The 14,123-nt window shown below is 51.7% G+C and carries 11 protein-coding genes; 4 read left to right on the top strand and 7 right to left on the bottom strand.

The window, feature by feature from the left end; translation table 11 throughout:
- The first annotated feature begins 176 nt into the window (after positions 1-176).
- The 4 genes from ACYVC2_RS04620 to ACYVC2_RS04605 all read left to right on the top strand — a co-directional run bounded on the left by ACYVC2_RS04620 (position 177) and on the right by ACYVC2_RS04605 (position 6,284).
- Positions 177-3,509 (top strand): ABC transporter permease, encoded by a 3,333-nt coding sequence (locus ACYVC2_RS04620; RefSeq protein ID WP_461101123.1) that lies wholly within the window; start codon positions 177-179, stop codon positions 3,507-3,509.
- Between the two features lie 503 nt (positions 3,510-4,012).
- The gene (kduI, locus tag ACYVC2_RS04615) at positions 4,013-4,897 is read left to right on the top strand and encodes a 5-dehydro-4-deoxy-D-glucuronate isomerase (RefSeq protein ID WP_461101122.1); all 885 of its coding nucleotides are present in this window, start codon (positions 4,013-4,015) and stop codon (positions 4,895-4,897) included.
- A 27-nt stretch (positions 4,898-4,924) separates the two neighbouring features.
- Positions 4,925-5,845, top strand: coding sequence for an ROK family protein (locus tag ACYVC2_RS04610; RefSeq protein ID WP_461101121.1), 921 nt, complete (start codon positions 4,925-4,927; stop codon positions 5,843-5,845).
- Positions 5,846-5,885: 40 nt separating this feature from the next.
- Positions 5,886-6,284: a hypothetical protein gene (locus ACYVC2_RS04605; protein ID WP_461101120.1), complete on the top strand. Its 399-nt coding sequence runs from the start codon at positions 5,886-5,888 to the stop codon at positions 6,282-6,284.
- 82 nt (positions 6,285-6,366) lie between these two features.
- Here ACYVC2_RS04605 and ACYVC2_RS04600 read toward each other — a convergent pair whose 3' ends face one another.
- The 7 genes from ACYVC2_RS04600 to ACYVC2_RS04570 form a co-directional block, all read right to left on the bottom strand.
- The gene (locus tag ACYVC2_RS04600; protein ID WP_461101119.1) at positions 6,367-7,032 is read right to left on the bottom strand and encodes an SGNH/GDSL hydrolase family protein; all 666 of its coding nucleotides are present in this window, start codon (positions 7,030-7,032) and stop codon (positions 6,367-6,369) included.
- A 193-nt stretch (positions 7,033-7,225) separates the two neighbouring features.
- Positions 7,226-8,386 (bottom strand): FAD-dependent oxidoreductase, encoded by a 1,161-nt coding sequence (locus ACYVC2_RS04595; protein ID WP_461101338.1) that lies wholly within the window; start codon positions 8,384-8,386, stop codon positions 7,226-7,228.
- A gap of 89 nt (positions 8,387-8,475) precedes the next feature.
- Positions 8,476-9,600 carry an FAD-dependent monooxygenase gene (locus tag ACYVC2_RS04590; RefSeq protein WP_461101118.1) on the bottom strand — a complete coding sequence of 375 codons (1,125 nt, stop codon included), beginning with the start codon at positions 9,598-9,600 and terminating at the stop codon, positions 8,476-8,478.
- An 80-nt stretch (positions 9,601-9,680) separates the two neighbouring features.
- The gene (locus ACYVC2_RS04585; protein WP_461101117.1) at positions 9,681-10,538 is read right to left on the bottom strand and encodes a helix-turn-helix domain-containing protein; all 858 of its coding nucleotides are present in this window, start codon (positions 10,536-10,538) and stop codon (positions 9,681-9,683) included.
- A complete protein-coding gene (locus ACYVC2_RS04580) occupies positions 10,538-11,356 on the bottom strand; it encodes a helix-turn-helix domain-containing protein (protein WP_461101116.1) in 819 nt (272 codons plus the stop codon). Before ACYVC2_RS04580 ends, ACYVC2_RS04585 begins: the two co-directional genes overlap by 1 nt.
- A gap of 72 nt (positions 11,357-11,428) precedes the next feature.
- Positions 11,429-12,745, bottom strand: a complete 1,317-nt coding sequence (locus tag ACYVC2_RS04575) for a gluconate:H+ symporter (RefSeq protein ID WP_461101115.1) — start codon at positions 12,743-12,745, stop codon at positions 11,429-11,431.
- 58 nt (positions 12,746-12,803) lie between these two features.
- The gene (locus ACYVC2_RS04570) at positions 12,804-14,078 is read right to left on the bottom strand and encodes an McrC family protein (RefSeq protein ID WP_461101114.1); all 1,275 of its coding nucleotides are present in this window, start codon (positions 14,076-14,078) and stop codon (positions 12,804-12,806) included.
- Positions 14,079-14,123: the final 45 nt, after the last annotated feature.

Here is a 14,123-nt window from a genome sequence, read left to right as displayed (position 1 = left end):
TAAGAAAGAGTCGTCAGCCAAAATCCAGACCATTGCTCCTGGCAATTCGTAACCACGTGAGACCCGATTTTTTTCATACTAGCCTCTACGATCTGGCCGCCCTGGGAACTTTGTTCTCAGGGATCACCCTCGCCCTACTGGTCGGATTCGCTAACAGGCCTAACCAGAGGGCTAACTTGTTTTTAAGTTTGGCCCTTGGGGTGATCGTGGTAAAAACCGGGGGGCTTTCAGCGGCTTTTTTACTGGCCCTGGGGCCACTGTTGTTTTTTTATACCAAGCACCTGACACGCCCGGACTGGCGGTTTCAACGGAAAGACTGGCTGCATTTTGGGCCGCTGCTGGGGGGAGGTTGGATGCCGATCTGGCTCGTTATTATTTCGGTTACCCTTTATTTGTTTCTCTCACACCGACTGATTCAGGATTTCTATAAGCGGTTGCAACCCGTGTTGATGGACAGGCCGCGTTATGCTTTCCGCGGGCTGGAAAAAGCGCTGATCCTGATCGGCTGGTCCTGCTTATTAACGCTAGTGAGTGAGTCGTTCTTTTTGGCTATTGCGGTTGTGCTGATGGGAATGGCCGTTGAGGTGATCCTTCAATCGGATAGCCCGGTCAAGCTAGAAATGCCAATCGCTGATCGATCAGATGCGAAACGGAAAGGCCGAAAGCTGAAGGAAGCAGTGGCGGCAAACCACCACTATGAGGATGCTGAACTGACCTTGACCACGCTGGCTCTGAAACTGGCGATGCATCCCCATGAGTTGTCGCGGATCATCAACGTAGGGCTTGACAAGAACTTCAACGATTTTATTAATGAGTTTCGGGTTCGTGAAATTGCTCGAAAAATGCGGGATCCGGCCTACGATCGGCTCACGCTGTTGGGCATTGCCTATGAGTCGGGCTTTAATTCCAAAACGACGTTCAACCGGGTTTTCAAACAGATGACTGGCAAAACCCCCGTGGAATACAAAAACAGCCTGAAAAAAGAGGTACCAATTGATGAATTGGCACCTCAGTGGCCAATACGGGCGGTACTATTGCCTTCAGAAAGCTCGCCAACCTGGGCTACTGAACCGGTAAACCGCACGATCATGATCCGCAACTATCTAAAAATTACCTGGCGAAATCTGAAGCGCCAAAAAACATCCACCAGCATTAATATCGCTGGTTTAGCCATTGGATTGGCTACCAGCATTCTGATCATGCTCTACGTGCAGGATGAATTAGCTTACGATCGCTATAACCAGAAAGCAGACCGAATTTTTCGAGTCGGACTCAATTTCCAGTTAAATGGAAAGGACCTTGGCGGACCCAGTTTAGGTCAGAATGCCGCCCGGGATCTGCAACAGGAGTTTCCGGAAGTGTTAAAAGCAACGCGCATCCGCGGGGGGAATGAGTTTGTCAGCTATGGAACAACCTCATTCCGACAAGATAATCTGCTGCTTGCCGATTCAACGTTTTTTGACGTATTCACCATTCCGTTCCTAAAGGGAAATCCAAAGCAGGCATTGACGGAACCAAACACGGTCGTATTGACCGAAGAAACAGCACACAAATACTTCGGCAATCAGGACCCGATCGGAAAAGTCCTGTCGTTTGGCAGCGACAAGAGGCCTTATCGGATTACAGGTGTGGTCCGAAATGTACCGTCGAACTCCCATTTTCACTTCGATATGCTGGCTACCTTAGTCGGTCGTGATGAAAAAATAGATTGGCCGGGATGGCTGTATAATATAAACTATCAAACCTATCTGCTGCTGCCCGAGCACTACGATTATAAACAGTTGGAAGCCAAACTCCCGCAACTTGCCGAAAAACAGATTGGAAGTGAAATACAGAGATGGCTGAAACTGACTCCGAAACAGTTTCGGGATCGGGGTGATAATTTCGGGGTGTTTCTGCAACCGCTCACCGACATTCATTTATATTCCAAGGACGAGTCAAACCCGAGGGGAGCTATTCTGTACGTATACGTACTGACGGCTATTGCGGCTTTTATGTTGCTGATCGCCTGTGTGAACTTCATGAATCTGTCGACCGCCACAGCGATTCGGCGTTCGCGTGAGGTAGGCATACGTAAGGTGCTGGGTTCGGTGAAAGGCCAATTACAACAACAGTTCCTGATGGAATCAGTCCTGCTGGCGATGGTAGCGCTGCTGGTTGGAGGGCTGTTGGTCGGTTTGGCGCTACCCTTCTTTAATCAGCTGACAGGCAAGGCGCTTTCAATGGCTTTATTGACCCGACCTGTTATGGCCGCTGGTTTAGTAGCGGGTACAGTGCTGGTGGGGTTGTTAGCCGGAAGTTACCCGGCTTTTTACCTGGCTTCCTTTACGCCTATTTTGGTCTTGAAAGGAAGGCTATTACCCTCACGCGGCAGCTTTAACCTACGAAGTGGTTTGGTGGTTTTTCAATTTTTCATTACCATTTCGATGATCATTGCTACCGTTACCGCCGATCGGCAACTGCGTTACATGCAAGGGCAAAAACTGGGCTATAACCGAGAACACGTGCTGGTCATTCATGATACGGATATGCTGCGTACTAACGAAGCGGTATTTCGCGACCAGATCATACGATCTCCGCAAGTCGTTATGGGCAGCATTTCAGGGCAGGTTCCCGTTGGGCGGACCAACATGGATAATACCACCGTCAGGGCCAAAGAAAATCCGGACCAGGGTGTCATGAGTCGATTCTATTTTGTGGATCCTGAGTACATTCCTACGTTGGGAATGCGTATCGTACAGGGACGTAATTTTTCAAAAAGTATCCCGAGCGATGCGTCCGCTATTGTTCTGAATGAAACGGCGGTACAGGCGTTGGGTTGGCAGAAGAACCCAATTGGAAAAGAGCTGATCGGCCACACCGACGAAAACGGTGTCCACATAATTTACCGGGTTGTTGGTGTTGTCAGCGACTTTCATTTTGAATCCCTACGTCAGAAGATTGGGCCTCTAGTCATGTTTTTGGGCCGAAATTCAGGCAATATTCTCCTCAAAACCCGTACGAATAATCTGCCGCAGTTGCTGGCTTCCTTGAAGCAGCAATGGGAGTCCTTTTCACCCGCAGCCCCTTTTTCCTACTCGTTTTTAGATGATCGGTATGAGCAGGTTTATGTGGGCGAGCAAAAAATAGAACAGGTGTTAACCCTATTCTCCAGCCTGACGATCTTCATCGCCTGTTTAGGCTTATTCGGGTTAGCTACCTACACCGCCGAACAACGGACCAAAGAGATTGGGGTTCGGAAAGTATTGGGGGCATCGGTTGCCAGTGTGGTGGCCTTACTCTCCAAAGACTTTCTCAAACCCATTCTGATCGCGCTGGTACTGGCATCCCCTTTTGCCTGGTGGGGCATGACTCAATGGCTGAAGGAGTTTGCCTATAAGGTTACGATAGACTGGTGGGTTTTTGCCCTGGCCGGCTTACTGGCGGTTGGGATTGCCTTACTGACGGTGAGTTTTCAGAGTATCAAAGCAGCCCTGATGAATCCGGTGAAAAGCTTACGGAGTGACTAAAGGACAATGTAGTAAAGTTCAAACGCAAAAGGCATTTCAATAGCGTTCATGCCTTTTGCGTTTGAAGGGTTTGTATATGATTCATAAAACGCCCGTTTATAACAGATACTAGCCCCCCTTATTAAAACTCCCCTCCTCAGTTTGCTTAACTACCTCAAAGTGCCATCGCACTTATCAATGTCTCATTTACAAAATTTCTGTTGAGTACCTGAGACGGAAGTTATACCGATTTGGTATGATTGACCGATATACTGTACTGATTGAGATAATACCAGTTGAAGAAGCAAAACCAGTTGAAGTGAAAAGAACCAGACAACCCGGTCCGGTCCGGGTACGGTCGGGTTTGTTTTTATTATAAATTGCCGGAGTAACGTAAAAAAGTGAATGCCTGTATCAGTATTGTTTCAGCACGATACTTCTAACTATTTGCTAATCAGCAGCTTTCACGACTTTCAGTAATTTTACCGACAAATGCAGCATACGCCCTGCCCATAGCTATTTTTATGCAAACCGAATTAACTCCGCTTGCCAATAACCGCGCCGATCAGAACATGGTCTTCGAAAGCCGGTACGCCAGCTCCCCCAACGAAGTGAAAGGCATGACCACCGATCAGCTTCGGCAGAATTTTCTCATCCAGAATCTGTTTGTGGCCGACCAGTTTCGGTGGACGCTCTCTTTTTTCGATCGCTACCTCACCGGGGGGATTATGCCCATAGACGGCCCCGCAACTCTACAGGCGCCCGATCAGTTGAAAGCGGCTTATTTTCTGGAACGGCGCGAACTAGGCATCATCAACGTCGGCGGACCGGGTCGGGTGGTAGCCGATGGCGAAACCTTTGCGCTGGCTTATAAAGAAGCCCTGTACATCGGCCAGGGCACCCGCGAGATTCAGTTTCTTTCCGACACATCCGAAACGCCGGCGAAGTTTTATCTGAACTCGACACCCGCCACGAAAAACTACCCGACCCGCAAGGTGGCACGGGCCGACGCGGAGGTGGTCGAGCTGGGCTCCCTGGAAACAGCCAACCACCGGACGATCAACAAGCTGATCGTGAACAGCGTTTTGCCGACCTGCCAGTTGCAGATGGGTATGACCGAACTGAAGGCAGGCAGCGTCTGGAATACCATGCCCGCCCATACTCATGACCGACGCATGGAGGTTTATTTCTATTTTGAAGTTCCGGAAAACCAGGCTATTTGTCATTTTATGGGTCAGCCGCAGGAAACCCGCCACATCTGGATGCAGAACGAACAGGCTGTCATCTCACCCAACTGGTCGATTCACTCGGGCGCCGGCACATCGAACTATACCTTCATCTGGGGTATGGCGGGCGAAAATCTCGATTATGGCGATATGGATTTCTGCGCGATTACCGACTTAAAATAATTTTCCGACTCTCGTCAACTCTCACGAATGCAAACCTATTGGGGTGTCGATTTAGGCGGCACCAAGATTGAAGGCGTTATTTTAACCGCACCCTCGCCCGACGCGGTCGTTATTCGCAGGCGGGTAGATACCGAGTCGCAGCACGGTTATGCTCATATCATCAACCAGATTCGCAAGCTTATTCGACAACTCCAGGACGAAACGGGCTATAAACCCGAACGCATCGGCTTCTGTACGCCCGGAACACTCGACCCTGCGCTGGGCGTGATGAAAAATTCAAACATCATCTGCATCAACGGAAAGCCTTTTCCCGACGACCTGGCTCGTGCGCTGGGAGTGCCGGTGGCCACGATGAACGACGCCAACTGCTTTGCGCTGTCGGAAGCCACGATGGGCAGCGTACAGGAGGTCATTCCGGATTTTCGGATGGTGTTCGGGGTTATTCTGGGAACCGGTGTGGGGGGCGGAGTCGTGTTTCGCGGGCTCGATGGGCAGCCAGTGGTGCAGTCGGGCCGGCAGGGGATCGGGGGCGAATGGGGCCATAATATCCTGGAAGAGAACGGCTACGAATGTTATTGTGGCAAACGTGGGTGCAACGAGCAGGTGATTTCGGGTCCGGCCCTGCAACGGTTTTATCACGACCAGACGGGCGAAAGCCGTAATCTCAGGGAAATTCTCGACCGTCACCACCAGGGCACCGACCCGTACGCTACGGCTACCGTCGAACGGTTGCTGGAAAACTTCGGACGGGCCATCTCGACCATCGTCAACATGCTCGACCCCGATGCGATTGTACTGGGCGGGGGCGTCGGAAACGTCGATCTGTTGTATACGGAAGGGGTTGAACGAGCCAAAAAATACGTGTTCAATGACCGCCGACTCAACACACTGTTTCTGAAACCCAAACTGGGCGACAGCGCCGGCGTGTTCGGGGCGGCTTTGCTATAGCATGGGAAAGAATTTTGTCTGACTGAAAAATCTGATCGCAATGAAAACCATTCTTGTTGTTTTGGCTCTGTTAACCGCTTTTTCGACCGCTACGATTGCGCAGACGAAATCGGTGGAGAACGAAAAATTCGTCTTTCTCAACAATGGCGTAACCGTCGGTATGATTATCAAATCCGTTTTGAAGGCGGATAAACAGAAGCTTAAACTGACCGATCAGCAACTGCCGAAAGCGAAAGAAATCATTACCAGCGCGGTGGTCAAATACAACGAGGGCGTCAAGAAGCTGAAAGCGTCGGGAATGAACCAGCAGAAATTACGGACCCTCGCCATCGGCATCGAGACCGAGAAAGTCCACAATTACAAAGCTATTCTGACACCCGAACAATATGCGTTGCTGCTGGCCCAGCACAAGAAAATGTACCCGGAAGCGAAGGTGTAAGGATCAGCGCAAAAACAAATACCGCTTAGCTGGCAGGCAAAAGCCTGTGCGCTAAGCAGTATTTGTTTTTGGAATCTGGTTATTATTTTTTGGCAGTCAGCACGGCCTGCATCTGGTCGGCAACAAACTGATTACCAGCGTCGTTCAGGTGAACGCGATCCGTCGTCAGAATACCCTTCTCTTTATTCTCCGGATTGTTTTTGAGATTATAGTCCAGAAATGCCTTTCTCAGGTCCACCAGCGGCAGGTTCTGGCTTTGGGCAATATCACGAATGAATTTGCTGTACTGGTTCAAATCGCCGTCCTGCTGGTTGGTCATGTCGGTTTTTTCGCCGATGGCGGCCGGCGTACAAAGTACCACTTTGATGTTGGCGGCCTGTAATTTCTTCACCACAGCGTTGTAAAACTTGATAAACTTATCCGGGTCGGTACCCGTACCCGAAGTAGCTTTGTGCCAGACGTCGTTAACCCCTACCCAGATCACGACCACGTCGGGTTGTTTGGCTAGCACGTCATCGTCCATGCGCAGAAACAGGTCGTATATTTTGTTTCCACCGATACCGGCTCCAATCAGTTCGTACTGGTCGGCGGGTAGTACTTTTTTGAGCCGGTCGATGTACCCGCCGGGATTTACCCCAGCCTGTGTAATCGAATCACCAAAAAAGATAACACGGGTTGGCTTGGCAGCCGTCATAGCCAGCACACCGGCCAGCAACAGTAAGACAGAGAGTCGGACAATAGTTTTCATAGTCAGCAAAGGTAGCGCAGCCGAAAATTTACCCGACATGAGGATTCGTCCGCTCTTTAAATTTTAACGTCCTGCCCCACGTCGAAGCCGGCTCTATTCTGGTGCTTTTAACGTATCTGGCAGTAGTAATGCTGAACAGAGGCAACCTGGTAAGCGTTAGACCGGATACGAAACTAGTAATCATCGGCGTACCTTACTGGAAAAACTGCTGGAAAGAAAAGTCGGGATGACGCATTTCCAGTTCATTCCGACTCGATTCACGTTGTGCCTCTGTGGCGTAAACGAGCATGTTTTGTTCATAGGCGCTGATCGCAGCCTGCAGGGTTCGATACTTTCCGTTAGTCAGGCTTTCGGCTAACGTCAACGCGTCTACCAGTCCGGTATTTACGCCCTGTCCGGCAAAGGGCGGCATCAGGTGAGCGGCATCGCCAATCAGGGTTATGGGCAAGGGGCGGTCCAGTTTCCAGGGTTTTTCCAGTGGCAGTTTCCGGGTCGGCAAGCCAACAAAAAAGGACGTTGCCAGGACCAATTGCCGGTATCGTTCATCCCAACCTGCGAACCTATCGAGCAGAAACGTACGAATGTGGGTTGTATCCCGAAAATCTATTCCCTTGTGATGCTCCCATTCGTCGGGCTTTCTGAAAATGACGCCATAGGTCAATGAGCCGTTGTTATACGGATTGGCCACGAGTAAATTGCCCCCGTAGGCGGTCATTAGCCTTTTACCGTCGCAAAACTGATAAAACGCCGGGCAGTTCAGTTCTGGCTGGGGGATATCGCCCTGCATAATGACGGTTCCAGTTTCTTCAACTTCCGTATCCGTCACATAGCTCCTCACCCTGGACATGCCTCCATTGGCAACGATAACCAAATCGGCGGTCGCATTAGGTCCAGATTCGAAGGTTAATACCCATTTTCCGGCCTGCTCATCCAGCCCCACGCATTTTCGGTTCCAGCATACGGTCTCGCTTTCCAGGCTTTCGAGCAGTAGCTGTCTTAGCTCATTTCGGTTTATCTCCGGGTTATCATACTGATTTTCAGCCGTAATATCTTTAGTAGACAACACGTTGCCTTGTTCATCGGCAATGATTATTCCCATGGGAATCGCCCTGGCATAATAACTTTCCAGCAAGCCGGCCTTTTTCATGGCGACCTGTCCAGAATCCTGATGCAGATCGAGTGTACCGCCCCAGATTCTGGCTTCGGGGTCTTCGTCCCGTTCGAAAACCGTTACGGCTACGCCTTCCTGCTGGAGCAATCTTGCCATGGTCAGGCCCACAGGGCCTGCACCCAGAATGGCTACTTGTTTATTAGTTAGTAACATGATTTTGCCTTGATTAACTACCAGGCAAATTTCCGGCAGACACCTGGTTCAGGCTTGTACAAACGCGACAAAATGACCGAACCAGGGCAAGCCAGCGACTCAGGCCGCTGATTAGGCCGCTAAAAAAATGCGGTTTGGGCGTTTCTTTTCCGAATGGCTTCTTCCGTTTCCGGCACGAGCGATTCCAGTCCTACGCGGACAGCCTCAGCCTGAACGTCTTCTATAAATAGACGAAAATCCAGGTTGTAGTCCTGAAACGCGGCTTTAAAATTGCCTTCGTTTTGTTGAAGCGCATTCGCCAGGGCGGCCGCTCCGTCTATGGCCAGCGAGCCGCCCATGCCGGCCGCCGGCGAAGCACAATAACCGGCATCACCGACCAGCGCCACCCGCCCTTTCGTCCACGAAGGCATCTTTATCTGGCAAAGTTTATCGAAGTAAAACCTGTCGGCCTGCCGCACTTCTTCCAGTAATTCGGGGGTTCGCCAGCTTTCTCCGGCAAACTGGTCTAGAATTATTTTTCGTTGCTGTGCCTCATCCCGATAATCATAAGGAATTTCTTTTTCCGACCGGAAACAAAGCACAATATCGGTCTTGTCATTGTGTGCAGTCAGCATGATTGCCTTACCCGGCACATTGTACATCTGGGCGGTGTTTGGCTTTATCAGTAGCTTGTCGACAACGGTAATGGAAAAATACTGTCCGAGAAAATGCATGTATTCCCGTTCTTCACCAAACCAGATCTTCCGTACGGCCGAATGAATGCCGTCGCAGCCAAAGACCAGGTCGAACGAGCGTTGTGAACCATCTTTAAACGTAGCCCGTATGCCATCTCCGGTTTCACTCAACCCAGTAATGCAGTTGCCGAAGCTAAACTCGACCTCATTTCTGACGGTGTCATACAAGATATCCAGCAATAGATCCCGTTCTATTTCAAATTCATCGTCGGGCAGTAGCCCTTCCTCGTATAACAACCCCATTGCCCCCTCCGTACCGTCATCGGCATTCTTGAATTCCCACGTTTTGGGGCTCAGTCTGTTGCGTTTGATCTGGTCGAAAAGGCCCATACGCTTTACGACGTCTACGGTATTACCGCGTATATCGACTGGTGTACCCCCTTTTTTGAGCCCGCCTGCCACCTCAACCACGGTTACGTTATACCCCAGTTTATTCATCCAGTAAGCGGTGGAAAGCCCGGCGAAACTTGCGCCCGAAATGAGCACGTTCTGTTTTTTTCTCAAGTCCATTTTTATACGCGTTTGTTCGACGGGGCAAAGCAACGTTGTATAACCCGGCTGGGCAATGGCCATTCGCAGTACGTATTGGACTAATCGAGGTTTCTGGTTCGGAAGGCTAAAGCCGTCATGCCGGTGGCTTTGGTAAACAGCCGGGAAAAATAAGGGTAATCGTCATACCCCAGCCCAGCCGCAATTTCTTTCACCGATTTAGTTGAATAGCAAAGCAGCCGTTTTGCTTCCAGAAGTACCCGTTGCTGGATGTGGTATGAAACGGAATGACCGGTGGTGTTTTTAACGCATTCGTTCAGATAGGCAGTCGATATGGCCAGTTTCCGGGCGTAGTCTGTGGGGCGCTTGGCCGTCGTATAATTCCGCTCCAGCAATGCCTTAAAGGCTTTGGTAATCCGTTCAAATCGGGGAAGCTTGTCTGCCGAACCCGATTGGTCTACATACTGAGAAGCCACCAAGGCAATCAGGGCGTTGCAGCTATCTTTCAGGATCGAACGACCCAGTTTGTCGCCCTTCCGTTCAGCGAATTTCAGACAAAGGGACACCGCTTCGGAAATAAGGGAAAAGGTTTTCGGATCTATGACTAACGGTTCTGCGGGCGTAATAGCCTCCAGCAGGTTCAGATAGTCCGGGTTCAGATTTTCGTTGGTAATGGCCAAACTGTTGACCGTTACGTTTTCAAACGATAGGATTCGATGTACCTGGTCGGGGTGCATATAAACGACCGATGAAGGGCCCACTTCATAGTGTTGAAAATCGATTTCAATGGAAACGGTGCCGGTTTCGAGCAGAAAGAATGAATGCCGATCGTGCCGGTGCGACTGCTCTAAATCTTCAGGAGAGAAGAAATCGTCGACGGTTATTTTGTCGAATGCAATGCCGTAGTCGTCTTCGTCACCGAACTGATTTACCGGAATGGCTTCGTTCTTTTTAGGCATCAGCTGTTTATAAACGTGATCAGGTCACTGCTTACAGGCGGCTTCCCGTTCTTGGCTTTCCGAGCGAATGCCGCCGGTGTCGTACCGCTGTACCGCTTGAATTCCCGGCTCAGGTGAGCCTGATCCGTGTAGCCAAGCTCATGCGCCAGGCCGGCCAGGCTGGCTGTTGGGTTGTGCCACAAGTGGTTGCGCACCTGCTCGAAGCGCATCAGGCCCGACACGTCTTTTACCGTATGGCCGGCAGCTTGTTTGAACTTCCTTTCCAGCGTACGAACCGTCGCATGAGCGGCCTCGGCCACCTGGCTTACGGGTAGGTTGCCGCTTGCTTTGCTCATGGCCGTTCCGGCTTTGTATAGCATACGATCATTAGCCAACCGGGAGCTGGCATTCAGGAAATACTGTTCTACCTGCGCCATCGCTTCATCGATCTTACCAGCCCGAATCGACTCATTCAGCGGAGCCTGAAGCTGGGCGATGGGATGTTCGAACGTACGTACTCCGCCCTTGCCGGACGGCAGTCCGAGCAGATCGAAGACGGTCCAGGGAAAGCACCGGATACCAATAATATCTAACCGGCCTTCTGCGAAGAAAAGAGCAGGCTGAGCCAGTAAGCCCATCAAAAACGGGGACGGTAACGACTGGAGAACCCCATCGTGCGAAATGCTGCAGGAACTTCCAAAATGAAAAATAATTTCAGCGTAACCATCGGGCACTACCTCGAAGCTAGCCTGCCGTTCGCCAACGTCGCGGGTGTTATACCAAAAGCACTTGATCGTATCCCGTAACGATTCGGGAGGGGCAAATTCTCGGTGCTGCATACCCAAAGATACCCTATTTTGGGTTGTCTACTATTCGGTTGTGACTCAGCAACCGGATGGCCCTGGCGAAATTTATACCACCAGGTTCAGCGCCAGCACTCCTATCAGGCCGACAATCGAAACGATGGTTTCCATCAGCGACCAGGTCCGGATGGTTTGCCCGATCGTCAGGTTGAAATACTCCTTGAAAAGCCAGAAGCCACCGTCGTTGATGTGCGAAAACATCAGGCTACCGGAGCCGATGGCCAGCACCATCAGCTCGGGTTTGATGGGCTGCGATTGCAGCAGTGGCAGAATGATTCCCACCGTCGTCAGCCCGGCAACCGTTGCCGAACCAACGCACACCCGGATAAAAGCCGCAATACCCCAGCCCAGCAGCAAGGGCGGGATACTGGCATCGGCCAGCAAACTACCGATGTATTTGCTGGTACCGCTATCGCTGAATATCTGCTTGAGCGCTCCCGCTCCGGCAATCACCAGCAGAATCGGCGCTACAGCTTTTACCGCTTCTTCGAGGTCTTTAGTGATCGCTTTCATGGTTTGACCCTGCCGGATACCCAGCGTATAAATGGCCGTCAGGACCGACAACAACATGCCGATATATGGCTCGGCCAGCAGCGTAACGGCCGTTTTCAGGGGCGACGTGTCGGGCAACGCATTTTTTAAGGGACCAAAGATCGTCAGCAGCAGCACGGGAAGCATGGCCACAAAAAAGCTGATGCCTGCTCCGGGCAGATTGCTGTCGGGCACTTCCCGCATATCGAACAGTTCGCGATTGGGCGTGGCCTTTACCTGCGTGAGGGTCCGGCCAAACACCGGCCCGGCAATGACGATTGCCGGAATGGCGACGATGATTCCGTAGAGCAATGTCTGCCCGATATTGGCATTGAGCTGAGCCGCCACCGCCGATGGCGACGGGTGTGGTGGCAGGTAGCCATGGGCTACAGACAACGCGGCCAGCATCGGCACAGCCACCGACATGAGTGGCAGGCGCGACGACGCGGCAATGGTAAATACCAGCGGAACGACGATGATAAAAGCAGCATTGTAGAAGAGCGGAATCCCGATCACGAACCCCGCCAGCGCCAGTCCCCAGCGGATGTTTTTAATCCCGAACCAGCCAATCAGCACGTTGGTGATGCGCCGGGCGGCTCCACTTTCGGCCACCAGCCGACCGAGCATGGCTCCGAATCCAATGATCAGCACCAGATCGCCGAGCGTATTTCCGATACCGGTCTGAATGGATTTGCCGACGGCGGTAATGTCCATGCCGGAGGCTAGCCCGATGCCGAGCGAAACCAGAACGAACGAAATGAAGGTATCTAAACGAACGAATGCAACGAATAAAACCAGCGTCAGAATACCGATTAAGGTCAGAACAAGAGGCATGAATGGTGGTTAGGCTAAATGATATGCGAGTTTACGCGAAGATGTGCGTAAACCTACATCACTGAACCGATAAAGCGTAGGCGGCCAATTTTTCTACTTCCTGAGCCAGCGAATTGGTCACGTCGAACGGCACGACGTGCAACCGCGTCGTCGCATCATAGCCGAACACGTCCAGCGGCTGGCGGAACCGTTCGTTGGCCGGATAGATCAGAAACAGATCACTGGCTTCGTATTTTTTGCCATACGCATACAATTGATACAGATCGGCCTGTTCGATGCCGTAGTTTCCCGTTCGGTCCTGTCCGTTCACCTGTTTCCACTTGGTATCCAGTACGCAGGTTCGGCCCTGCTGACGGATCAAGATGTCGGGGCGTAGTCTGAATTTGGGTACCCCCACATGCGCTTCGACCAGATGAGCGGAAGATTCCTGAATGGTTACCGCTCCGGCTTCCGGCCAGTAGGTCCGAATGCCATAAGCCACATATTCCTCGAATACCCGTTCCATCAGAAACAGCAGCGATAAGCTTGCCAACGAGCCTGTCTTCACCCCAAACCCGCGCTCACTTAGCAACGCTTCAGCCCAGCGCAGGGCGGTTTCGTACCGGGCAAACAAACGACTAACCCGCCGGACGGCTTTTAGGTCATCGGCGATGGATTCGGAATCAGCCACATCGGCAAATACAGCCAGAAACTGCCGTATCCGTCGCTGATTGGCCGGGGCTAAGGGTTGCTGATTCAAATAGAGCAGGGTCGTTTTCAGGATTCGGTTCGGGGGCACATCGGCCGTCAGCGACTCATACGAAACGGCCAGTCGCTCGGCATGCCAGGCATTTTCGCGCTGTTGCCGGGCGGGCTGAAACTGCCCTTTCCAGTAACGCCCGTTCTGCTCCACGGTTAGGTAAGCCCGTTGAACTCCCTGTCGAATCAGAGGTTCCAGGGTATCCAGAAACGCGCGGACAAACACATCCCAGAGCGGAAGCGAAGCCGCGGCTGACGTAGCGCTGGGCAGCGTCCGAAATGGGCTGTTCCGCACGTGCCGAAGCATGTTGAGCAGCAACCTCCGACCAGCAGTCGGCTCATCGACCTTCGGCAGAATTTCAAGGTGTACGTTCCGGCCGAGTGGCAGCAGCCCGACGTAATTCCGCACCCGAATCAACTCACGTCCTTTCTGAACGGTAAAATTCAGCAGTACATCGGCCTGGTCGGATTCGAACGCAAACCGACGTAAAACCTGAAAGACCTCATCCGGAACGAGCAGACCATTGGGCGGGGCTTCCAACCACTGCTGCTCGCTACCAACGACGCCATTTTCCGCAATTGAGTAAATAGTCATTTATGGTCAGTGACTAGTTGATCTGCCCTTCGAGTAATCTCCAAT

The organism is Spirosoma koreense (assembly GCF_054777875.1).
Note: the sequence above shows the minus strand (reverse complement) of the source record. Positions and strands in the feature narration are given on the sequence as shown.